Raw genomic sequence first — 23,360 nt, 5'->3', positions numbered from 1 at the left:
AAGAAATGATTTGACTGTCCTGAACTGTTGATGGGCATAACGGTGCAGAACAGTTGCTCGGAAAAGCTTGATTATTTTTATTGGAAAAATACATCTGTAACCTAGTGCTTGCGCTGTCAATAAGGACATAAGTAGGAGCAAACAGGTTTTAATAGGATAATACAAAAACCAATTTGATCAAAAAGATAACCATGCGTAGAAAATCAGTGGAATTATACTTCAGTGCTTTAATAACCAGTATTTTCATGGCTGTAACAGTTTGTGCACAGGGAAAAAAGGAATTAGTCGTTAAACAGATTCAAGAAGGCCCAATTATTGACCATAAGCACCCAGATATTAGCGCTAGCGGCAATAAAAGTGGCTTTGAAACCGGTCAGGTTGTCAAAATCAAGGGCGTATATCACATGTTTGTCAATGAAATGTTTGGTCGGCCACATTTGGATATGCGGATTGCCTATTGGACAAGTACAGATGCGGTAACCTGGAAAAGAAAATCCACCGTCGTTGAGAGTGTACCCGGCCGTTCGGCAACTAACCTGCGCTCAGAAGTGTGGGTGACCGCTGTTGAATTTAATGAAGAAGAGCAGGCCTGGAATATCTTTTATGTGGCCTATCGTGGCGGTGACAAGGCCCGGGGCGAACTGGAAGGCTATGACTATGCCGGTCGCATCTGGCGGGCAAAATCGACGGTTGCGGGTCGGGATGGTATAGCAGGACCTTATGTCGATACGGGTATTGTCTTGCAGCCCGATGCAAACAGTCAATCCTGGGAAGGGCAGCAAGCTATCGCAGCATTCAATCCTTATCGGGTAGGGGATAGCTGGTATGCATTTTACGATGGACATAATCATGTGCCCAAGAGCGATTGGCCACTGGGGATCGCGAAAGCTCCCCGATTAAGTGGCCCCTGGACCCGGCTGCCCGAAGGACAAAACCCCATCCCGATTTCGGCTATTTTTAATGAAAATGTAGAAGTTACAGAACTTAAAGCTGGTGGCTATCTCGCTATTTTTGATTCTTTTGGTGATCAGGAAATCGGCTACAGCCTTTCTGACGATGGTATCCATTGGGCTAAAGAGCGCCGGCTGAAGGTACAGTCCCCCAACAACCTTTGGGCCGATGCCGGTGACCATGCCACCCGTACACCATTGGGTGCGATAGAAGAAGAAGATGGATCGTTTACCGTCGTTTACACCGCACGCTATACGAAGCAAGGGAAGGTCTTTTTTGGTTTAGGTCAGGTGGTACTAGGATGGGAGTAATCTATTTTTGTTTTTTTGATCCAGATAACTTCAGCAATTTGTGAATGGATAAATATTAACCAACTTGTTTTAAACTATTGAAATCAGTAATTTAGGGTTTATTTAGATCTTACAATGACCAATTCCATAAATCAGTTTCTGAAAACATTAGAAATCAGTGATTTTTCTGCTACTCCAAAATATTTGCAATTGGCAAATACAATTATAGATGCTGTTAAAAATGAAACATTGGTCAGAGATGATATGTTGCCTTCCATTAATGAATTAAGCACTTATCTCGAAATATCCCGTGATACGGTTGAGAAGGCCTATCGTTATCTTAAGAAAAATGAAATTATCGCATCTAACCCGGGAAAAGGGTATTATGTGAATAAAACGGATGTCGAATCTAAACTTAAGATAGCACTCTTTCTAAACAAACTAAGTGCCCATAAAAAAATAGTATACGATTCCTTTGCAAAAGAGCTGAGTGACTATGCCAACCTGGATCTATTTGTATACAATTCGGACCTATCGTATCTGAATACACTGTTGGGAAGCTTAACAAAGACATATGACCACTATGTTCTATTTCCACATTTCAAAGAAGGAAGGGACAAAGCACCTGACATCATCCGTAAGATTCCGACAGAAAAGCTGATGTTATTGGGTAAGTTTATTGAAGATGTGCCCGGAGACTTTCCTGCAGTTTATGAAAATTACGAACATGATATTTATTCCGCATTGGAGGAAGCTAATGACGTACTGAGTAAGTACAAGAATTTGAAACTGGTATTTCCCGATTATAGCGACTTTCCAAAAGCCATTATCAAGGGCTTTTATAAGTTTTGTCAGCAATATGCATTTGAACACGAGCTCGTATCCGATATTGATGAAGAGAAAGTAGAGAAAGGAACATGTTACATCAATATTATAGAAGATGATCTGGTAAAATTGTTAAACAAGGTTATTCAGAAAAAACTGGTCATAGGAAAAGATGTGGGTATCATTTCCTATAATGAAACTCCATTGAAAAAGTTTATCCTAAATGGTATTACGACAATATCGACTGACTTTGAAATGATGGGGAGAATGGCTGCTGAATTGATTATCAATAAATCTAAAGATCGCGTTGAAGTGCCATTCTATTTAAAGCTTAGGCCTTCTGTATAGACCCAAAAAAACAGGCTAATCGCGCTGATTAGCCTGTTTTTTTTGATAAATATTTTCTAGCTCTTTGCGTATTATGATGCAATAATCAAAGAAGCAGCTAGTAGGTTTTTATTTCTTTAAGGTCTTCACAGGGAACAAGTCAATAACACCTTTTGCAACCTTGCTGATGTTATTAATTGCTTTTTCGGGGTTGTCAACATCGCCAGAACCACGTGCCTGCCAGATCACAGCGTTCGTTTTGCGATCGATGGCCTCGATAATCAAATGGCCATAACGATAGCGTTCTTTTGCAACTGGGTAATAGCCGCCGCCATAGTAATATGGTGAAAACCATGGACGGTACCAGCCCCAGGGGCCACCCCATCCGTAATAACCGCCGCCACCATAGACCAAACGGCTTTTATTGTTGACAATGGTAATATACCGAAATAGTAAATCAGGATTATCTTTAGAATATTGTAGGCCCTTTGCCTCCAGCGCAGTATTCGCGGCATCCAGGATATTGGCTTTGGCGATATCGTTGTCAAAATAAGACTTCGAAAGCGAGTCTACCGGAGGTAACCAAGCATACGTCTTGAAAGGAGTAAAATCCATCTTTTCTACCCGAGTGGTATTGTATTGATAAGACGAACATGATGCGAGTGCAACGCAAAGCACCAAAAATAATAGAATCTTTTTCATCGTAGTAATTTATTTATCAACTGTGATGAATCTACCATGAGTATTTTGTCGCTGCATTGGACAACCACACTCATGATGGTTCATGGCCTATATGGAACTTATATTTATTTAACTAATTTGTTTTTATTCTTTATCCGCATACCTTTCAATTGTAAAAATTGTACAGTTGACGGTCTTCATGGCAATTGTTTTTTTATCGTCCGGGATGCTACCATCCTTTTTGATTTTACAATCTATTACTTTAGACAAAAAACTATAAATATGGTTTAATCCGAATTGTAAAATTAATAAGGATATTTTGCCACCAACGGAATCTGCCTTCCTGGACCAAAAGCTTTTGGACTAACACGCAGGATAGGCGGAGCTTGAAAACGTTTGAATTCCGCATTATTAACTAATTTACATACCCTTTCTACTAACGATTTTTCAAAGCCCATTGCTACAACCTCAGATCCCGCTTTCTCATTTTCGATAAGTTCAAAGAGGATTTGATCCAATAGATCGTATTCGGGTAGCGAGTCCGAATCTTTTTGATCTGGTCGAAGTTCCGCAGAAGGCGCTTTTTCAATGGTATTGACTGGAATGATCTCCCTTTCTCGATTGATATAGCGCGCTAAATCGTAGGCTTTGGATTTGTAAACATCACCGATTACAGAGATGGAGCCTGCCATATCACCATAGAGTGTACCATATCCTACAGCAGCCTCACTTTTGTTGGATGTATTGAGTAAAATATTGCCGAATTTATTGGAAGCGGCCATCAGAATTACCGCACGTGCGCGCGCTTGAATATTCTCTTCAGTCGTATCTGGCTGTAGCCCTTCAAAAAGAGGAGCTAAACTATGTTCGAAGGCATTGGCGATATCTTTGATCGGAACGATATAATGTTTGCAACCGGTATTGTTGACGAGATCCATCGCGTCTTTTATCGAATGGTCGGAAGAGTAGACCGATGGCATCAGAATGGCTAATACATTATCGGCACCCAGAGCCTCGCAGGCCAAAGCAGCAACTAAGGCCGAATCTAGCCCACCGGACAGACCTAAAACCGCCTTCTTGAAACCAGATTTTTGAAAATAATCACGTAGCCCGAGGATCAATGCATCATGTATAAGAGCCATCTCAGCAATAGACTCTTTCGAAGATGCTGTGGTGGAGGTTATATTTCGTTGATGATAGGTGACAAATTGAAGATCTTCTTCAAAGCTTTTTAGCTCAGCAATTTTTGTTCCTTCATTATTCAGGGCGATTGAGCGGCCGTCAAAGATAATATCCATGTGAGCGCCAATTTGATTGACATAAATTAGCGGTCTGCCAGACTTTTTTACCTGTTGGCTGAGGACCTTGATCCGTTCATCAAAATGGGTATAGGAAAAAGGGGATGCCGCAATGTTGATGAGGAGGTCTGGATTTTCTTTTCTCAGCTCTGCCATGGGGTCTCCAACGTAAGAGTTGCCCCCTTCGTCGTCATCCCACAAATCTTCACATATGGTTAAGGCGATTTTTACGCCGTTCAACTCGATACAATCAAAACGTCTGCTGGGCTCAAAATAACGATATTCATCAAATACATCATAATCGGGCAAAAGGCCTTTTTTAACAATGTTTCGGACTTCCCCATGCTCAATAAATACAGCGGTATTATAAAGCTCTTTGCCCTCAGGATCACTGTTTTTGACTGGGGCTCCGATGATACAGGCGATATCCTGACAATGAGCAGCGATTTGATGAATAGCTTCATCGCATTGACGTTTAAAGGCCTTACTTCGCAAAAGATCCTTGGCAGGATAACCACCAATCGCGAGTTCGGCGAAAATAATAAGATCGGCCGTTGCTTCTTTGGCCTGTTGGATCGCGCTAATTATTTTTTTAGTATTTGCTTCAAAATTACCGATATGGTAATTCAATTGTGCTAAAGCTATTTTCATATGCTATTAATCGTCTAACTAAATAAGATACCAATTGATGTCGGATCTTCTCACAAATTTATTTCTTTTTTTTGATACTCAGACCGCCCTTGGTCGAATAAAAGCGCTAAATTATCTTCCGATCAATTGAAGAACATCGTATTACCGGCTATGGCCTGTAAGTGGAATGAATGCACAGTGAGTCCATGTTGAGCCTATCTGTTGAGCTGCTATCGTTGTAGATGTATGTTTTTTACAACGCGGGACGGTATTGAATGTGCTAAATTGTTTTAACATAATTTTAACAACGTTAAATGCTGTTAAATTTCTTGACATGAAAGCAGATCTGTAGTACCTTTGATATATCAAAAGAAACGAAAGATATTAAAAATAATATATAAAGAACTTTTCATAATTTAGGTTAATAATTGGTTAGGTAAAGCTCGGAGTTCCCCACTTCGAGCTTTTATTCTTTCTAGACACCTGTTTCAAGTCGTGTTTCAATTTCCTTCTTTGTTTAATTAATTTAAGGTGTTGTTTATGGATCATACTATTGTCGCACAACAGCGCTCTTTTTGTTACGTAAGTATAGCTTCTACCCTTTTTCTCTTTTATTTTTTAGCGGCAAATTAAAATCAGATAGTGATCAAATTAACTCTTTTGACAGTGCTTGTTCAGTGATTGTTCAGTGCTTGTTCAGTGATTGCTCAGTGTAGACTGAATGATCAATGACTGATCACTGTTTAAAAAGCGATTGAAAATTGTTATTAGGTATAGGTTGATCTTAAAATATATCAGTTTTAAGATCTATCTTACTTTTAAGTTTTGGATAATTTTGCTAGCATATAAAACTATCGTACAATAAACACATTAATTGTTGAAAACCTCATTGAACTAAAAAGCTCCTAAAATGATGTCATTTTAGGAGCTTTTATGCTTTATTGCTTCAAGAGAAGCTATAATTATTTGATATCCGTTACTTCAATCACAAAATCCAATGGCGAGTTTGCCGGAATAGTTCCCACAGCCTGGTTTTGGTATCCATAAAGGGAAGGTGCCATGATGTGAATTTTACTGCCCTTTTGTAGACCTTTTTCCGTTAAGCCACCTAATTTCATGTCACCGATTTTTTGCGGAGCAAATGCGAAGGTCCAAGCAGGAATAATGGTGCTGTAAAATGGATATTGATAGCCTGTGTTTGTGATGATTTCAAATTCTTTCGCAGTATCAGTTTGATCAAATACACTTCCACTCAATAATTTTCCAACGTATTTTACAGTCGGTTTAAATTTTAAGTATTTGCCATTTAATGTGTCAACCACTTTATATTCATAGTTCCCTGTTCCTTCGGCAAGAATTTCATACCAAATTCCTGTTTCGCTGTTGTATTGCGCATCAGGGTAATTTTGGCTAACGTAATTTTTAAGTGTTACAGAATCCGTTTTAAATTGTGCATTCGCATCATAAACCGGCACATCGTCGCTTTTGTTACAGCTGATAATAAGGAAAGCGATTGCTGCAATTCCCATGAATAGTGGTGATAACAGTTTTTTCATTATATTTTTTATTGGTTTTTCAAGGAAAAGCTATTTTCTTTATGAAAGTAGCTTTGCAAATGTATATTATTTTTTCTTCGTTAAAGGTTTTCGCTATAACAATTAACATTTTGATACATTAATTTACACTTCTGAACGTGTACTTGCAAAAAAGCCATTCTCACTAGGAGAACGGCTTCGATGAATGCATTGTCTTTATTTCTTAGTTGGAAGTAGCTCTAGCAATATCTGTTACTTCAATAGTATATACAACCGGAGAGTTTTTAGGGACAGTTACATTTTCTGTACCTTTATATTCTTGATTATCATATGCGAATACCGAAGATGACACAAATCGAATCTTAGAACCTTTTTGTAGTCCTTTTGGTAGCAAGCCACCTAATTTAGCATCTTGGCCATTTTGATTAAGTGTTTGTGGCACAAATGCATAATACCAGCATATTCCAAAATTCTGTCTAATTGCTAATAGTAAATTGGAAAAATTAGCTGGAGTACCTTCTTTGCTTTTACTAAAAACAGTTCCATTTTGATCCGTAAGTTGACCAGTGTAATTTACACTGATTGATGGGTAGCCATTTTTATAATCATAAGAATCTGATTGACCTACAGCAAGAACTTCATACCAAATTCCGGAAGAATCGGATTTAACCGGATTTTGAAAATGTGTTTTGGCATATTGTTCAAGTAAGGGAGCCTGAGCTTTTCTTGTAGAATCAATTCGGATCATTTCTAATCTTTGTTTTTCTTGTTCAGCTGCCCAGTCAATGCCATCGCTTTTACTACAAGATGCGAAGATCGTTCCCAGACACAAAAACGCCATTAAAAATTTCGTGATATTTTTCATAATTTCTTAAAGTGTGTATTAATTATAAAATCCAAAACGCAGGAATGATGGCGTTCGCTACAAGTAAATGTTAAATTATTCTAAAAAAACGGATAACTCCTTTGAGTTCAGGTATTTTTGCTGTATACTTTTTAGGCGAAATTCGCTGTCAAAACGTAGGAGAGTTGGGAAGATCATTTTTCTTCCTTGTAGCAATTGCAAAGCTAAAGGATGGTATTGTCCTGTTTTCTTTCTTTTGCTTAAGGGCCTCCATATACTTTGGTCAAAAGAAATGTCTTGGATAGATTCTGCATCTAAATGAACGGCGTAGTAGCGCTTGTTGATTAATTGGACAATCTCCTTTTTTGTAAAGATTTCCTGTTCCATTTTCCGGCAATAGCTGCACCAATCCGTATGAATAAAGAGGAGCGTTTCGCGCGGAGAAACAGTCAGGAGTGAATCCAGTTGTGCAAAATCAATCCAATTTATCCGCTCCTGTCCTTGAGAACAGAGCGGATAAAAGAATAGGATCAATAGCACATATATTTTTTGGAAATGCTTCATATCCCAAATTCATGTTAATGAAAATGACCAACACGAAGGCCAAATGTATAAGTTCGCGGTCGTGTTGGACCATAGATATAGTCTGAATCGCGGAGTGCTCCCTTGTCAAAATCTTTTTGGAAAGCATTGAACATGTTTTGTACACCACCAAAAATTTCAATGCTGAAATCTTTATGTATTGGAAAGGTGTACCCTAAGCGGAGATTTAATTCCACAAAGTCCCGGGCATTTTTAAGGGTCATTACATCATGTTGAATATGTGGAACAATCATTTTTCCCGTGTACACGCCCGTCAGATCGATCGCAAATTGTTTGGTCGCTTTCAGGTTGCTATTCATATAACCATAGATATTTGGCGTACGGACATATTTCTTGGTGAGGATGTCCTGCCCGTCTTCTTTTCCTGTATAGATGAGTTGGTCTTTCTTATAGCGTGAGCGCTGGATCGTCCCACCGGTTTGGAAAGAAAACCAGGAGGATGGCGCGATATTGATTTCAATATTGGAACCATACACCCTGGCTCCTTCACCATTTTGCATTTCCTGGATAATCAATCCATCTTTTTCAGACGCCATGACGTTGACAAACTGATTGTTTAGATCCGTGTAAAATCCCTCCACGAGCAAACTTGTTTGTACATTTCCAAAATTTTTATTGTAGCTAAAAGAGCCTGTATATGCATTGGAGTATTCTGTTTTCAGATTTTCACCGATCAATACAAATACTTGGTTTCCGCCAATGGAAGTGACGTGCATGTCCTCATTAAATGCCTGGGGGGCACGGAACCCTCGTGCATAACCCCCTCTAAATTGAAGGTCTTTTGTGATATCGTATAAGATGGTCAACCGTGGGCTAAAGGTGCCGAAGCGCTGATCTGAGTTTCGGTTTATACCTGCGAGGCTATATTTGCCGTCAACATAGGTGTAATCGTATCGCGCTCCGATTAACGTTTTAAAATTGCTTAAAGGCTTCCATTCGTATTGGGCATAACTGCCGAGTCCTTTGTTCTGCTGATCAATGGTTCGTTTATACCCTGGTATTTCATCCTGGGTATTGTTGTATGAAAACTCCACTCCGGCAGTAAATACATCTCTTTCAAAGCTGTAGGTATATTGTCCCCCGGCAACTAGCGCAATATCATTAGTTTTTCCATAGGCATTTGCGGCTAATGTGCTGTCCGCAAGGGTTGTTCCGCCCCCAAGACCGCCATAGTAGCTGTCGCGAACAGTTTTTTGTACAGAGCCATACAACGACATTTTTTGCTTATAATCTGTGGAATAGTGATCGTATGTGATTCCGCCAACAAGCGAACTGGTTTCCAACTGCTCGGTGATCTGCGTCAGGTGCGGTACTTTATCGAGTTGATCACCACCGCGGCGAAACTCATTTACGGTGCTAAAATCAACCGTTATCTTATCCAGGTCACTCGGTTTGTAAAATAGTTTTGTGCCGAACGTGGTGTTACGAAGTTTGGTTATTTCCGAAAAACCGTCGCCATTGGCATCGTAAGCTTCCCGATTACGGTGCATACCGTAGAATGTGGCTCCTCTTTTGAGGTCCTCCGAAACGGTGGAGGTATTAAAATCTACAGTATTATCCCAGCTTTTGCCGCCAATGAGTGAATTGGTGGATTTTACTTGCCAGTCGTTTTCTACAGGATCTTTTGTAATAATATTGATTGTTCCGGCGATCGCATTGGCACCAAATAATGCCGAACCGCCACTGCGCACAACCTCAATACGATCGATCATACTTGTTGGAATCTGATCCAATCCATACACGCTATTTAATGCGGAAAATACCGCCCTACTGTTGATCAATATTTGTGAATAAGGGCCTTCGAGGCCATTCAGGCGGACTTGTGAAAAGCCGCAATTCTGGCAATTGTTTTCTACCCGTACACCCGGCTGATAATTCAATGTTTCCGACATGGCAACAGATTGTGTCGCATTAAATAATTTTGGACCGATGACATTGACAACCACGGGGGCGTCCTTACGTTTGACGCCATAGCGTGTAGCCGAAACAACAACCTCATCCAAATTGAGGTTGTCTTCTTCCAGTTGAATTTGCAAAGGCGACTTCAAGCTGTCTAAAGAGATGACTTTGCTGAAGGAGCGATAGCCCACTGCCGATATATTTAAGGTTACTTTTTGCGTTGGTACGGCGGATAGCTTAAAGTAGCCATTTGGATCGGATGTAGTTGCGAGCTTGCTGTTTTTTAAAGTCAGTGTGCCAGAAGGGACCGCCTCATGGTTTTTGTTGAATAAGTAGCCTTCGAGTTTTGATTGGGCGTATATAGTGGATGTACCAGCCAGTAATGTGGCCAATAAAGTGTATTGCTTTAGCATCGTAATTTTATAAAAATTTTATAAATACAGGCCTCGTATAGCATGGTGTGTTCCTCGTTATGAATAGCGTCCAAGGCATTGCGTCTTATCGGAAGCAGGGTAATAGCTTGTTTCCGACAAGGTAATGTATGCCAATGAGCTCACTGAAACCATAATGACAGTATTCAGCGAAGGTTTTCGCTATTGTAACAGGGACAATTCTCAAAGAAGAGGCAAATAAAAATGGGATCAAAGATGATATCTCGATAGCGGTATTTCATGCTGTCGTTCTGGAGCCAAGCGATTTAGCACATACGTAATCTCTTACTTGTTTGCACCAAGTTCGTTTGATCGTTATGGAACCAGGGACAGGCCTTCGAAATCTTTGATTTTTGGTTTATGCTAAGCAGGGGGGACCACGTAAATGGTAATGATCGATCGTTGTGGTGATCGCCTCCGGACAAAATGAATTATAATGTTCTTCTTTTACTTCACGCGGAATAGGAAATTCAAGGACGGTAAATTCGGTTTGTACGTAGGTATTGTGATAGATGACATTGAGGTATTCGATTTGGTCATCTGTTTCTTGCGGCTTTTGTTTTTTTGTAAAATCATAAGGGTGGGTGTGCATGACAATTTCACCGGTTGATTTTACCTCTTTGTGCATAAAAACAACACCCGAAATAATAATCAGCGACATTAATACCAATTGGCAAAATGCGATAAGCTGACGTGGGGATTTTGTTGTTTTTCGGTACATAAAAAAGCGCTACTTTTTAGGGTAACGCTTCAAAAATACGATTTTATTTTGTGAGTATTCGTGATCTACTCATTAAAAAAATATGAAATATCTATATACTAAGCTTACAGTGCTTCCTGATTATTTAATCAGATGATTGTTGTCGTCTGGAAATACAACGGAAGGTTTAAACTGCTTAGCTTCTTCAAAATCCATGTTCGCGTAGGAAATAATGATGACAATATCGCCAACTTGAACCAGGCGAGCCGCAGCACCATTCAAACAGATAATACCTGATCCACGTTGACCTGGGATGACGTATGTTTCAAGACGGGCTCCATTATTGTTGTTTACGATTTGAACTTTCTCGTTAGCGATGATATTTGCGGCATCCATCAAATCTTCATCTATTGTGATACTACCCACATAATTCAATTCCGCTTGTGTGACTTTAACGCGGTGAATCTTGGATTTCATTACTTCTATTACCATGGCGCAAAGGTAGGGCTTTCTGCTGAATTTGAAAGATTTGTCAATTAATTTGACAAATTATTCAGAATCATATTGTCAATCAAACGGACACCTTCGACCCAGGCCGTGACAAGTGCGACATGCTGCTTGCTGAAATCGATGTGGTTGACTTCTTTTAACGTTGAACTTTCACATAGCGCAAAGTATTCAACGCTAAGCCCATCGGTGTCTATTAAAATCTGCAGGGCTTTGTCTTTTATTTCCGCTAGGGGGATAGGGTCATGTATATGATCTTTTACATATTGCAGCGAACGGGAGAGTGCCAAAGCGGTTCTTTTTCCAGCTTCGCTTAAGCGCGCGTTTCTAGAGCTCAGTGCTAGGCCGTCTTGATCTCTAATGATAGGACATATCGCCAATTGAATCGCGAGATCCTTCATGGCTATCATGCGTTTGATAACCATGACCTGCTGAAAATCTTTCTGCCCGAAACAAGCAATATCCGGTTGTACCAATGTAAATAATTTATAGACCACCTGCGTGACACCTTGGAAATGGCCAGGGCGTTTTTCACCTTCCCAAATTTGGTCCAGTTCGCCAAGATCGAGATGCCAGGCCTCATTTTTATCGGGGTACATCTCATCAACACTTGGTAAGAAAAGAATGTCGCAATCAACGGATTCCAGTAATCTGATGTCGTTTTCAATGGGCCGTGGATATTTTTCGAGATCTTTCGGATCGTTAAATTGTGTGGGGTTTACAAAAATGCTGCAAACACGAATATCACTGATCGGTTTTGCATAATTTAATAGGGATAAATGTCCTTCATGTAAAGCGCCCATCGTAGGGATTAGGGCGATTTTTTGACCTGTTGATCGGGCTTCTTGCAGGTATGCTTGGAGAGATGCTTTCGTTTTGAAAATTTCCACTTTGCTATTTAGTTTTTTGTTGGCAAAGGTGCATAATATTTTGGGAATATAAAACGATGATTAATAGTAAATTGCATAGTAAGTATTTTTTTCGTACCTTTGTAGACCGATTTTACTGTTCGAAAATAATAAATAAAAATAACTGGAGATGGCAAAAACGAAGATATTGTTTATTACTCACGAGATGTCGCCTTTCCTCGAATTAACTAAAATTTCTGAAATTACACGTCAACTTCCGCAAGCGATGCAAGAAAAGGGTTTTGAGATCCGGATCTTAATGCCGCGTTTTGGGAATATCAATGAGCGTAGAAATAGATTACATGAGGTTATTCGTCTTTCAGGCTTGAACATTGTTGTGGATAATAATGATAATCCGCTAATTATTAAAGTTGCTTCATTACCTGCGGCCCGTATGCAGGTGTATTTCTTGGATAATGAAGACTACTTTCAGCGTAAAAAAGTTTTTAGTGATGAGCATGGCGAATTCTTTGCAGACAATAATGAGCGTTCAGTGTTCTTCTGTAAAGGAGCGTTGGAAACTGTGAAGAAATTAGGATGGTCCCCTGATGTAGTACACTGTCATGGATGGTTCTCTGCTTTGGTACCGGCTTACGTGAAGACAACTTATAAAGACGATCCTACATTCAAGGATGCAAAAGTGATGTACTCTTTGTTCAATGAAGAATTTAAAGGTACATTAGGTACAAAGTATGCTGAAATGGCGCCAGAAGGTTCCTTTAAAGCCGCGGATGCGCAGGTGTACGGTGATGGTAGTTATGAGGCGATCTACAAAGGTGCTTTGCATTTTACCGATATGGTGGTTGTCGCTGACGAAAATGTCAACACTGAAATAGTTGATTTTGCTCGCTCAAAGGATATTCAGGTTTTTGAGCCTAATGGCGATCAGGACTACGATGCTTTTGGAGAAGTGTATGATCAGTTTGCGCCCGAAGAAGTAGAAGCGTAAGCTTTACTTTTAGAAGCGTTTCGAAAAACAAACAGACAATAATATAAAAAAGCTATTCTCAAGGATAGCCTTTTTTTATGCGTCTCTTTTTTCATCCGGTCAAACCGTTATTTCAATGATTTTCGTTGCGCTACCTGCTAGAAACCTTTTGTCGCGGTAAATGTAGCTGCGAATTGTTATCTTCGCAGTAATCTGTCATTGTGTTTAGATGTTCATGCCCGGGGATCTCCGCGAAGATGAATCGGGTTTGATCTAGACCTAATAGGCTAGGTTATCAAATAGCATACATAGGCTGTATTTTATTGTATTTAAATCGGGTGTTTGGGCATGTTTTCTAGGATATGAACAGACACCATAGCTATAATCGTGTAATGAAAATTAAGGTAGGATTTGGATTTGATGTCCATCAGATGAAAGAAGGTCATCCATTTATTGTTGGTGGAGTGCAATTGGAGCATCATGCTGGTGCCTTTGGGCATTCTGATGCCGATGTGTTGGTCCATGCGATATGTGATGCCATTTTGGGCGCTGCCAATTTAGAAGATATTGGCTACCACTTTCCAAATACAGATATGCGCTGGAAAGGCATTAGTAGCTTATTGTTGTTAAAAGAATGTATGGCGCTGATTGCTGCGAAGGGATATACGCTTGGCAATATTGATGCGATGCTGTGTCTCGAAGCTCCTAAGATCAAACCCTATATTCCACAAATGAAAGTTAAACTGGCTGAAGCAACGGGTTTGGACATCGACGACATCTCTATTAAAGCAACAACAAATGAAACGATGGGATTTATCGGTCGTCAGGAAGGGGTGGTTGCCTATGCGGTTTGTTTGATTGAACGCGCGTAGTTCGCCTCAATATTTTCACGTTTAAATTCTTGCTTTTGGCCCAATTAGTAATACCTTTGCCAAAGTAGGGATTCTTGGCACACTATCTGATAGAGTGAGCATTAATGTCTTAATTGAAGTCTTTAAAGATCGAAAAATGCCGTATCCAAGTTTGCAAAACACGACTGCAGATGGAAAAATGGACTATGCATTGCGGTCTTTAAAATGAATAATATTTACGTCTGAAATTTAGTAAATAGATGAAACGAGTATCAAAAAAAAATCAACTTACTGAGGCTGATGTCAAGCGGTATACGTTCAATTTTTGGAAAATTATCGTCGGGATCGTCGCGATAGGTTTCCTTTTTATATTGAGTATACGTCTTGGCGTATTTGGAAAATTACCCTCCTTCAGTGATTTGGAAAACCCCAAAAGTAATTTAGCTTCCGAAGTTATCACGGAAGATCATAAAGTATTAGGGACCTATTTTGTCCAAAACCGCTCCAATGTGAAGTACAGTGAGTTGTCACCTTATTTGGTCAAAGCATTGGTTTCGACAGAGGATAAGCGCTTTTATGATCACTCTGGGATAGACTACTCGCGTACCTTTACAGTTATCTTTCACACCTTGACCGGTAACAAACAGGGGGGGAGTACAATTACACAGCAGCTGGCACTTAATCTATTTTCGGATGGACGACAAAAGAATTTTCTTAAACGTGTCATCCAGAAATTTCAGGAATGGATTACAGCTGTTCGCTTAGAAAGAAATTATACCAAAGATGAGATTATTACCATGTATTTTAACACGGTAGACTTTGGTGCTTACAATACATACGGAATCAAATCTGCAGCGCGGACTTATTTTAATACGACTCCAGATAAATTGACAGCTGATCAAGCAGCCCTTTTGGTGGGGATGCTGAAAGGACCTGGCGTATATTCTCCTGTACGTTATCCTCAAAATGCAATGAAACGCCGTAATACGGTGTTGAATAATATGGTTGCCGCAAATTTTATTTCGGCTGAGGAGGCTACAAAAGCAAAAGAAAAACCACTTGGTTTAGAACTTAAGATCGCAAATTACGGTGAGGGTTTGGCACCATATTTTAGAGCGGTATTAAAGGATGAAATCAAAAAGGAATTTGCAAAATTGTCCATCACCAAACCGGATGGTACACCTTATGACCTCGATCGTGATGGATTGAAAATCTATACGACGATCAATATGTCTATGCAGCAATATGCCGAAGATTCGCAAAAAGAGTGGATGAGGCAACTGCAGTCTAAATTTGCCGCGCAATGGAAAAATAGAGATCCTTTTAAAGGAGATAAAGCCAAGCTGCTCGTTAGCGGAATGAAGCGCTCTGACCGTTACCGTATTTTGAAAGAAGAGGGCTTGAATGAAGACGAGATCAAAAAGGCCTTCAATGTCAAGGTTCCGATGAATATATTTACATGGAAGGGAAGTGTTGATACGATGATGACGCCAATGGACTCCATTAAGTACAATAAACTCATGTTGCGCAATGCGATGATGTCTATGGAGCCGAAGACCGGACATATCAAAGCCTGGGTTGGAGGTATTGACTTTGACCACTTCAAATATGATCAGGTAAAAATGGGTACGCGTCAAGTCGGATCAACAGCGAAACCATTTACGTATGCGGTGGCGATTGACAATGGTTATTCCCCATGTTACAGTATTCCCAATTACCAACAAACTTATAACGGATGGACACCAAGAGGAAATGCACAAGGTGGAAACCCGATTACCCTAGCGAAAGCATTGGCGTATTCACAAAACTATGCGACGGCCTATCTGGTGCACGAAGTTGGCGCTGCGGAAGTAGCTGCATTGACAAAACGGATGGGTATAACAAGTGATGTGCCTAACTATCCATCGATCTCATTAGGTGCTTATGAAGCGTCGGTCTTTGATATGGTGGGTGCTTATTCGGCATTTGTGAATCAAGGAACTTGGATTGAGCCAACAGCGATCTTACGGATTGAAGATAAAAATGGTACACCAATCTATGATAAAGCACCAAAGGTTGTAAAAGCCTTAAATAGTGAATCCGCTTATATTATTGTTGATATGTTGAAAAAGGTGGTATCCCAGGGTACGGCGAGACGTATTCAATGGATGTATAAGCTCACAAATCCAATTGGCGGTAAAACAGGTACAACCAACGATAACTCAGATGCCTGGTTTATTGGTATTACACCGGAACTGGTTACGGGTGTTTGGACTGGTGCAGAAGATCGAGGCATTAGTTTCGACAGGATGGAGTACGGACAAGGGGCTGCAGCAGCGATGCCAGTATTCGCTTACTACATGCAGAAAGTGTATAAAGATTCAAATTTGAAGTATACCAAGGGTGATTTTGAGCAACCGCAGGGTGGGCTTACCCGCGTCATTGACTGTAATCAGTATTGGGGCGGTGGTGGCTCCGATGTCGAAGATGGGTCTACAGATTCAAGCGGCAAAGATGCGACTAAACTAAAAGATGATCGCTTAGGTTTCTAAGTTATTTTAACGAATACCATTGGGCCAGACAATAAATTTTTTCGAGATTTGTTGTCTGGCTTTTTTGCTAAAGGTGTTTGATATTGGAACATAATGGACGTATTTGACTATAGAGAAGAATTAAAGAAGATACCGCATCGACCGGGAGTCTATCAGTATTTTGATAAAAATAACGAACTGATCTATATCGGTAAAGCGAAGGATTTGCGTAACCGGGTCGGTTCGTATTTCGTTAATGAAAATCAGCTGAATGGCAAAACCCGTGTTTTGGTTCGGAAGATCAACCGTATATCTTTTACTATCGTTGACACGGAGATTGATGCTTGGCTGCTTGAGAATTCATTGATCAAAAAACACAAACCCAAGTATAATGTTCTGTTGAAGGATGATAAAACCTATCCATGGATTGTCATCAAGAACGAACCTTTTCCGCGGGTTTTTTGGACCCGACAATATATCAAGGATGGGTCCCGTTATTATGGCCCCTATCCTTCGGTGGGGATGATGCATATTGTATTGGATCTGATCCGTGAATTGTTTCCCCTCCGTACCTGCAATTTGGCCCTAACACAGGAAAATATACGGAAAGGCAAGTTTAAGATCTGTCTCGAATATCAAATTGGAAATTGCAAGGGGCCCTGTGAAGGGTATCAGTCCGAAGACGACTATGATCAGAACCTGAGTGATATCAAGGATATTCTGAACGGAAAGATTGCTGTGGTGACCAATCGTTTAAAGGAGAGTATTGCTACCGCAGCAGCAGCTCTGGATTTTGAAAGAGCGCAGTTAATTAAGGCGAAGCTGGATAAGCTGGACAATTACCAGAGCAAGTCTACGGTGGTCAACTCATCCATTACAAATGTGGATGTATTTAGTATCGCTTCAGACGAGGGATACGCTTTTGTCAATTACCTGAAAGTCATGAATGGTGTTATTATTCAGACACAGACGCTCGAAATGAAGCGGCGTTTGGATGAGAGTGAACAGGAGCTTTTGGCCTTGGCCATACCGGAGATTCGGGAACGCTTCAAAAGCCTTTCGCGAGAAATTATCGTACCCTTTGAATTAGATATTGAAGAGAACGAACGGATTCGATTTACGATTCCGAAGCTGGGCGAAAAGAAAAAATTGCTGGAGTTGTCTCAAAAGAACGTGGCATTTTTTAGAAAAGAGCGTCTGTTGCAATATGAAAAGCTTAATCCTGATATTCGGACCGAGCGCATCTTAAAACAGATGCAAAAAGATCTTCGTATGAATGTGCTCCCTCAGCATATTGAATGTTTTGATAACTCGAATATTCAGGGGAATTATCCCGTATCGGCTATTGTTGTCTTTAAGGATGCAAAACCTTCGAAGAAAGATTACCGTCACTTTAATGTGAAAACAGTTGAGGGACCCAACGATTTTGCCACGATGGAGGAAGCTGTTTTTAGACGCTATAGACGATTGTTGGATGAGGATCAACCTTTGCCGCAGTTGATCATTATCGATGGCGGAAAAGGGCAGCTAGGCGCAGCCTTAAAGAGCCTGCGCTTGTTGGGGATAGAGCGAAAAGTAACCGTCATCGGTATTGCCAAAAGACTGGAGGAGCTTTTCTACCCAGGTGATCAATATCCACTTTATTTAGATAAAAAATCTGAAACCCTCAAGGTCATTCAACATCTTCGGGATGAGGCACACCGCTTCGGAATCACCTTCCACAGGAATCAACGGAGCCGGAAGACCTTCGTTTCAGAGCTGGAAAACGTTCCGGGCATAGGTAAAACAACCGTTGAGAAAGTATTAACTGAATTTAAATCGGTGAAAAAAGCGAAGGAAGCCTCAGATGAAGAGCTAAAAAAAGTGCTTAATCTGAAACAGATTAAAGCACTTCGTGAATATTTTGCAAAGTAAAAATTTACAAGAAGAACAATTCGTGTAGGGGAGGTCGGTATAAAAAGATCTCCGTACGAACTTTTCAATGCGGATTAATCGTCGTACCCGAAACGTTTAAGGTAGTTCTTTTTACTTCTCCAGTCAGGAATTACCTTAACAAAAAGCTCGAGGAATACTTTTCCGTCGATAAACTCTTCAATATCCTGGCGCGCATAGGTGCCGACTTTTTTGATCATGGCTCCTGCTTTTCCAATGATAATGTTTTTTTGAGAGTCGCGCTCAACAATAATTTCGGCAGCAATACGTGTGATATTTGCTTCTTCTTTGTAAGATGTAACGATTACTTCTGTACTGTAGGGAATCTCTTTATCGTATAGTTTGAATACTTTTTCACGAATCATCTCAGAGACAAAAAAACGCATGGATTTATCCGTTAACTCATCCTTTTCATAATAGGCTTCGTGAATAGGTAACTTGTCCTTAATGTAGTGCATCACGGCAGCAACATTATGATTTAATTTTGCTGAAATCGCAAAAACGGTATCCGGATTTAATTTTTCCTGCCAAAATTCAATCTTAGCCTTGACCTCTTCTTCCGAAGATTTATCGATTTTGTTGATAAGCACGGCAACAGGGGAATTTGTTTTACGCAATTTCTCCAGGACATCGTTCTCATCGTATTTTTCGTGGATATCTGTCACAAATAAAATAATGTCTGCATCGATCAACGATCCTTGGACAAAATTCATCATCGATTCTTGCAAAGAATAGTTTGGTTTGATAACACCAGGGGTGTCCGAAAACACAATTTGATGGTCTTCATCGTTTACAATACCGATAATGCGGTGTCTTGTCGTTTGCGCTTTGGGTGTAATGATAGACATTTTTTCACCCACTAAAGCGTTCATTAGGGTGGACTTACCAGCATTTGGCTTTCCGATGATACTTACGAATCCTGCTTTATGTGACATTTTTCTAAATTTTATTAGGATTACAAAGAAACAAAATATATCTTTGTACTCCAATTCGGAAGGATCATAATCTTGTTTTTTCAAAAGAAAAAAGCAATTTTGTTCAAAAATATATTGCGGGGTGGAGCAGTTGGTAGCTCGTCGGGCTCATAACCCGAAGGTCACTAGTTCGAGTCTGGTCCCCGCTACTAAAAGAAAGAGCCGGTTGCAATGATCGGTTCTTTTAAAGAAATTTAAAATACATTGCGGGGTGGAGCAGTTGGTAGCTCGTCGGGCTCATAACCCGAAGGTCACTAGTTCGAGTCTGGTCCCCGCTACTAAAAGAAAAAAGCCGAGGTGAATATCTTGGCTTTTTTTGTGTCCTAATTTACGCTATAATACCGCCTGTTTTTCAGGATCATCTTTTTTTCCTACTCTTCTAAATTTCTTATTATCGATTGTCGTGAGGTTGTTAACAAACTGTCTTTTGCTGTTATTTAATCGTTCTAATTTTTTGATATTGGATCACGCTGTAAAATGTGTGTTTATGCAATCGTTTGTTTAATTGGCGCAATCGATTTCGTTGTCGCTAAATTTTGATATGCTGTCATCATCCGTTAGTTTTAGCATTCATGTACCTAAATTTTGATTAGCAAGCTAATCAATTTTTAAACTAACTATTAAATATTATGATTTCAAAGATTCTCGACAATCACAAGTTGAGTCTGTTATCATTAGCTTTACTCATTGCAAGTACACACAACTCGGCTAATGCTAATGGTCTTACATTTCCAAACAACAATATTTTGTTGAATGACGCGGTTTATCAACAAAAAGTGAATGGAAAAGTGCAGTCTACAGACGGCCCATTGGCTGGAGCAACCATTAGCGTTAAGGGGAGCGGTAAATCGACATCCGCAGGGGCAGATGGACGTTTTACAATAGATGCTAAAAACGGTGATGTACTGGTCGTTACAAGTGTTGGTTATAAAGCACAAGAAGTGACCGTAACAGGACCGGTTGTTAACATCAATATGGAGTCCAATAGTGAAGCACTCCAGGAAGTTGTCATTGTTGGTTATGGAACACAACAGAAAAAAGAAAGTTTGACTGGCGCTCTTCAGGCGGTTAAAGGAAACAAATTACGCGATGTCACTACGCCATCGGTTGAAAACATGCTGAATGGTAAAGCTGCCGGGGTATATGTTGCCCCAGGAGCCGGTAAACCAGGGTCAAATGGCGGTGTTGTGATTCGTGGTCAGGCAACATTAAGTGGTACGACCAGCCCATTGTGGGTCATTGACGGTGTTATTGTTGGCTCAAGCCCAGGTGATATCAATCCGGACGACATTGAGTCATTAACCATCCTAAAAGATGCTGCTTCAACCTCGATTTATGGTTCTCAAGGTGCGAATGGTGTTGTCGTTGTGACAACTAAAAACCCTACTGCATCCAAAACAAGCATTAGCTTTTCTACAAAAATGGGTGTCAACCAACTTTCCAATGGGCACATGGAAATGATGGATGGAGCTGAACTTTATGATTATTTTGCCTCTTTTTCTAATCCAGGTGACATCAAATTTCCACGATGGAATTCTGAATTACGTGATAGCAATTTTGACTGGTGGAAACTGGCGACAAAAACCGGATTTGTCCAAAACCACAATTTGTCTATTCAGGGTGGAAATGATAAATTACAGTCTTATTTGTCTTTAGGTTACTACAACGAAGCCGGTGCTGTAAAAGGATATGATTACGATCGTTATAATTTTAGATTACGTACCAACTATAAGCCTTTCGATTGGCTGACCATTAAGCCATCTATTGCGGGATCAAGACGTGCTGTAGATGATCGTCAATATGATGTCAATGCCATGTATGGAAACCTGCCTTGGGACAGTCCTTACGATGCAAATGGAAATTTAGTGCCACATCGTTACAGCGGCTGGGTCAACAATGCAAGCACAAACTACTTGTACGACCTCCAATGGAATCATAGTGCCAATACCAATTATGAATTTATGGGTAACTTAGATTTCGACATCAAATTAACAGATTGGTTGACTTTCTCTTCTGTCAACAATTATCGTTACAATAGTTATTCCGATAGCGGATATCAAGATCCACGATCAAACAGCGGCGAAAGTGTAATTGGTCGTGTGACAGATTATCGCATGGAATTTGCCCGTCGGTATACCAACCAGATTTTACGTTTCAACAAGACTTGGGATAAACATAGCCTGAATGGATTGGCTGCATACGAATTTAACGACTATTGGACAAAAACCTTAGATGCTTATGGAACAGGTATTGTAAATGGTTTCGAGGTATTGGATGTTGTTGCAAAACCAGAGCGAACCAGAGGTGGAATTTCCGAATGGGCAGTACAGTCATTTTTGTCTAATGCAAACTATGCATACGATAATAAATATTTGGCACAGGTATCTTTCCGTCGTGATGGAGCATCCAATTTTGGTACCAATGCAAAATATGGGAACTTTTTTTCAGTTAGTGGTGGTTGGAATATCAATAAGGAAGAGTGGTTCAAGGCTGATTGGGTAGATAATTTAAAACTGAGAGCGGCTTATGGATCGGTAGGTAATAGACCAAGTTCATTATATCCGCAATATAGTCTTTACTCGGTGTCTGCATCATCAAGTTATAATGGTATACCAGGGGCATTAATTAGCCAAATTGGTAATAAAGATCTGACTTGGGAAAAAACTTACACAACTGGTTTTGGGGTTGATGCAGCCTTGTTTAAGAATAGATTGCGATTCAATGTTGATTATTATGACAAGAAGACCGATAATGTACTTTATCAAGTGCCAATCAGCGGTCTGACCGGTGTTACTTCTATCTGGAAAAATATTGGTAAGATGCAAAACCGGGGGATTGAATTGACCATCGGTGGCGACATCGTTCGAAATGACAATGTACATTGGAGCTTGGATGTTAATTTGAGTCACAATGTGAATAAATTGACCGAGCTATTTGCGACAAAAGATGCCAATGGTAATCTTGTTTCAAAACCAATTATCGCAGGTGATGGATCAGGTATCGCTGGATCGGCGCAACGTCTGCTTCAGCCAGGTCTTCCGGTAGATACCTATTATTTAAAAGAATGGGCTGGTGTTAACGTAGATAATGGTTTGCCAATGTGGTATCGATACGAGACTGATGCCAATGGCAATGAAACAAGGACAACGACGTCGAACTATTCCAATGCAACTTTCCGTAATGTAGGAAAAGGAAATCCGGATCTTTTTGGCGGTTTCAGCACGGCTTTAAGTTATAAGCAGTTTGACCTGAATGCCGTGTTCGGTTTCTCCTTGGGGGGGAAATTATATAATTACTCGCGTCAGGAATTTGATTCGGATGGAACCTATACGGATCGTAACCAGATGAAGTTACAGGATGGTTGGAGCCGTTGGGAAAAACCTGGCGATGTTGCCACTCACCCGATTGCAAGATACGACAACCAAGATAAAGGTAATTCACCTTCAACACGCTTTTTAGAAAGTAACAATTTCTTGAAAATGAGATCACTGACCTTAGGGTATAACTTTGATCTAAAGAAATATAACATCAAAAATTTACGTGTCTTCTTAGCTGGGGAGAACTTATTTACGATTACAAACTATTCAGGTGTCGATCCAGAGCTTCCATTGACTGAGCCGAATGGCAAAGGTGGGGGTGGTCAAATGATCCGTTCAACGGGCGTTTCGGTGTACCCAATGGTTCGTAAATATATGTTTGGCGCAAGTGTGACATTTTAATTTTAACGTTTAGAAAA

17 protein-coding genes and 2 tRNA genes are annotated in these 23,360 nt (G+C 40.2%); 9 read left to right on the top strand and 10 right to left on the bottom strand.

What is annotated here, in order from left to right; translation table 11 throughout:
- Positions 1–191 precede the first annotated feature (191 nt).
- Together BV902_RS25590 and BV902_RS25585 are read left to right on the top strand one after the other, a co-directional pair.
- Positions 192–1,262, top strand: a complete 1,071-nt coding sequence (locus BV902_RS25590; protein WP_075994307.1) for a hypothetical protein — start codon at positions 192–194, stop codon at positions 1,260–1,262.
- Positions 1,263–1,376: 114 nt separating this feature from the next.
- Positions 1,377–2,414, top strand: a complete 1,038-nt coding sequence (locus tag BV902_RS25585) for a GntR family transcriptional regulator (protein ID WP_075994306.1) — start codon at positions 1,377–1,379, stop codon at positions 2,412–2,414.
- Between the two features lie 108 nt (positions 2,415–2,522).
- Here BV902_RS25585 and BV902_RS25580 read toward each other — a convergent pair whose 3' ends face one another.
- From BV902_RS25580 to panC, 9 genes are all read right to left on the bottom strand, one after another.
- On the bottom strand, positions 2,523–3,095 hold the full coding sequence (locus tag BV902_RS25580; RefSeq protein ID WP_075994305.1) for a DUF4136 domain-containing protein: 573 nt from the start codon (positions 3,093–3,095) through the stop codon (positions 2,523–2,525).
- Positions 3,096–3,379: 284 nt separating this feature from the next.
- On the bottom strand, positions 3,380–5,023 hold the full coding sequence (locus BV902_RS25575) for an NAD+ synthase (RefSeq protein WP_075994304.1): 1,644 nt from the start codon (positions 5,021–5,023) through the stop codon (positions 3,380–3,382).
- A 941-nt stretch (positions 5,024–5,964) separates the two neighbouring features.
- On the bottom strand, positions 5,965–6,558 hold the full coding sequence (locus BV902_RS25570) for an FKBP-type peptidyl-prolyl cis-trans isomerase (protein ID WP_083663766.1): 594 nt from the start codon (positions 6,556–6,558) through the stop codon (positions 5,965–5,967).
- A 202-nt stretch (positions 6,559–6,760) separates the two neighbouring features.
- On the bottom strand, positions 6,761–7,402 hold the full coding sequence (locus BV902_RS25565; protein WP_070570120.1) for an FKBP-type peptidyl-prolyl cis-trans isomerase: 642 nt from the start codon (positions 7,400–7,402) through the stop codon (positions 6,761–6,763).
- Between the two features lie 75 nt (positions 7,403–7,477).
- Positions 7,478–7,945 carry a thioredoxin family protein gene (locus tag BV902_RS25560; RefSeq protein ID WP_075994303.1) on the bottom strand — a complete coding sequence of 156 codons (468 nt, stop codon included), beginning with the start codon at positions 7,943–7,945 and terminating at the stop codon, positions 7,478–7,480.
- Between the two features lie 14 nt (positions 7,946–7,959).
- Positions 7,960–10,296, bottom strand: coding sequence for a TonB-dependent receptor (locus BV902_RS25555; protein ID WP_075994302.1), 2,337 nt, complete (start codon positions 10,294–10,296; stop codon positions 7,960–7,962).
- 376 nt (positions 10,297–10,672) lie between these two features.
- Complete coding sequence (locus BV902_RS25550) at positions 10,673–11,035, bottom strand: hypothetical protein (RefSeq protein WP_157626232.1); 363 nt, start codon at positions 11,033–11,035, stop codon at positions 10,673–10,675.
- Between the two features lie 120 nt (positions 11,036–11,155).
- Entirely contained in the window at positions 11,156–11,506 is a 351-nt protein-coding gene (gene panD / locus BV902_RS25545; RefSeq protein ID WP_070570112.1) for an aspartate 1-decarboxylase, read from the bottom strand.
- A 44-nt stretch (positions 11,507–11,550) separates the two neighbouring features.
- The gene (gene panC, locus BV902_RS25540; protein WP_075994301.1) at positions 11,551–12,411 is read right to left on the bottom strand and encodes a pantoate--beta-alanine ligase; all 861 of its coding nucleotides are present in this window, start codon (positions 12,409–12,411) and stop codon (positions 11,551–11,553) included.
- A 148-nt stretch (positions 12,412–12,559) separates the two neighbouring features.
- Here panC and BV902_RS25535 point away from each other — a divergent pair, with 148 nt between their 5' ends.
- From BV902_RS25535 to uvrC, 4 genes are all read left to right on the top strand, one after another.
- Positions 12,560–13,378 (top strand): glycogen/starch synthase, encoded by an 819-nt coding sequence (locus BV902_RS25535; RefSeq protein ID WP_070570107.1) that lies wholly within the window; start codon positions 12,560–12,562, stop codon positions 13,376–13,378.
- Positions 13,379–13,749: 371 nt separating this feature from the next.
- Positions 13,750–14,229, top strand: a complete 480-nt coding sequence (ispF, locus tag BV902_RS25530; protein ID WP_070570337.1) for a 2-C-methyl-D-erythritol 2,4-cyclodiphosphate synthase — start codon at positions 13,750–13,752, stop codon at positions 14,227–14,229.
- A 239-nt stretch (positions 14,230–14,468) separates the two neighbouring features.
- A complete protein-coding gene (locus BV902_RS25525) occupies positions 14,469–16,739 on the top strand; it encodes a transglycosylase domain-containing protein (protein WP_075994300.1) in 2,271 nt (756 codons plus the stop codon).
- A gap of 93 nt (positions 16,740–16,832) precedes the next feature.
- The gene (gene uvrC, locus BV902_RS25520) at positions 16,833–18,632 is read left to right on the top strand and encodes an excinuclease ABC subunit UvrC (RefSeq protein ID WP_070570103.1); all 1,800 of its coding nucleotides are present in this window, start codon (positions 16,833–16,835) and stop codon (positions 18,630–18,632) included.
- Between the two features lie 74 nt (positions 18,633–18,706).
- On the opposite strand, the gene era is transcribed toward uvrC, so the two are convergent.
- A complete protein-coding gene (gene era, locus BV902_RS25515; RefSeq protein WP_070570335.1) occupies positions 18,707–19,585 on the bottom strand; it encodes a GTPase Era in 879 nt (292 codons plus the stop codon).
- A gap of 115 nt (positions 19,586–19,700) precedes the next feature.
- On the opposite strand from era, the gene BV902_RS25510 reads away from it, so the two are divergent.
- The 3 genes from BV902_RS25510 (at position 19,701) to BV902_RS25500 (ending at position 23,343) form a co-directional block, all read left to right on the top strand.
- Positions 19,701–19,773 (top strand) — tRNA-Met (locus BV902_RS25510).
- A gap of 56 nt (positions 19,774–19,829) precedes the next feature.
- Positions 19,830–19,902 (top strand) — tRNA-Met (locus tag BV902_RS25505).
- Positions 19,903–20,253: 351 nt separating this feature from the next.
- Positions 20,254–23,343: a SusC/RagA family TonB-linked outer membrane protein gene (locus BV902_RS25500; RefSeq protein WP_083663765.1), complete on the top strand. Its 3,090-nt coding sequence runs from the start codon at positions 20,254–20,256 to the stop codon at positions 23,341–23,343.
- The last annotated feature ends 17 nt before the right edge of the window (positions 23,344–23,360 follow it).

Origin of the sequence: Sphingobacterium sp. B29, from assembly GCF_001952815.1 — a bacterium.
Lineage (GTDB): Bacteria > Bacteroidota > Bacteroidia > Sphingobacteriales > Sphingobacteriaceae > Sphingobacterium > Sphingobacterium siyangense.
This window is presented reverse-complemented; position numbering and strand designations above follow the sequence as displayed.

Coding starts and splice junctions, on each gene's coding strand:
- BV902_RS25590 (WP_075994307.1), top strand. CDS start 192: ATGCGTAGAAAATCAGTGGAATTATACTTCAGTGCTTTAATAACCAGT.
- BV902_RS25585 (WP_075994306.1), top strand. CDS start 1,377: ATGACCAATTCCATAAATCAGTTTCTGAAAACATTAGAAATCAGTGAT.
- BV902_RS25580 (WP_075994305.1), bottom strand. CDS start 3,095: ATGAAAAAGATTCTATTATTTTTGGTGCTTTGCGTTGCACTCGCATCA.
- BV902_RS25575 (WP_075994304.1), bottom strand. CDS start 5,023: ATGAAAATAGCTTTAGCACAATTGAATTACCATATCGGTAATTTTGAA.
- BV902_RS25570 (WP_083663766.1), bottom strand. CDS start 6,558: ATGAAAAAACTGTTATCACCACTATTCATGGGAATTGCAGCAATCGCT.
- BV902_RS25565 (WP_070570120.1), bottom strand. CDS start 7,402: ATGAAAAATATCACGAAATTTTTAATGGCGTTTTTGTGTCTGGGAACG.
- BV902_RS25560 (WP_075994303.1), bottom strand. CDS start 7,945: ATGAAGCATTTCCAAAAAATATATGTGCTATTGATCCTATTCTTTTAT.
- BV902_RS25555 (WP_075994302.1), bottom strand. CDS start 10,296: ATGCTAAAGCAATACACTTTATTGGCCACATTACTGGCTGGTACATCC.
- BV902_RS25550 (WP_157626232.1), bottom strand. CDS start 11,035: ATGTACCGAAAAACAACAAAATCCCCACGTCAGCTTATCGCATTTTGC.
- panD (WP_070570112.1), bottom strand. CDS start 11,506: ATGGTAATAGAAGTAATGAAATCCAAGATTCACCGCGTTAAAGTCACA.
- BV902_RS25535 (WP_070570107.1), top strand. CDS start 12,560: ATGGCAAAAACGAAGATATTGTTTATTACTCACGAGATGTCGCCTTTC.
- ispF (WP_070570337.1), top strand. CDS start 13,750: ATGAAAATTAAGGTAGGATTTGGATTTGATGTCCATCAGATGAAAGAA.
- BV902_RS25525 (WP_075994300.1), top strand. CDS start 14,469: ATGAAACGAGTATCAAAAAAAAATCAACTTACTGAGGCTGATGTCAAG.
- uvrC (WP_070570103.1), top strand. CDS start 16,833: ATGGACGTATTTGACTATAGAGAAGAATTAAAGAAGATACCGCATCGA.
- era (WP_070570335.1), bottom strand. CDS start 19,585: ATGTCACATAAAGCAGGATTCGTAAGTATCATCGGAAAGCCAAATGCT.
- BV902_RS25500 (WP_083663765.1), top strand. CDS start 20,254: ATGATTTCAAAGATTCTCGACAATCACAAGTTGAGTCTGTTATCATTA.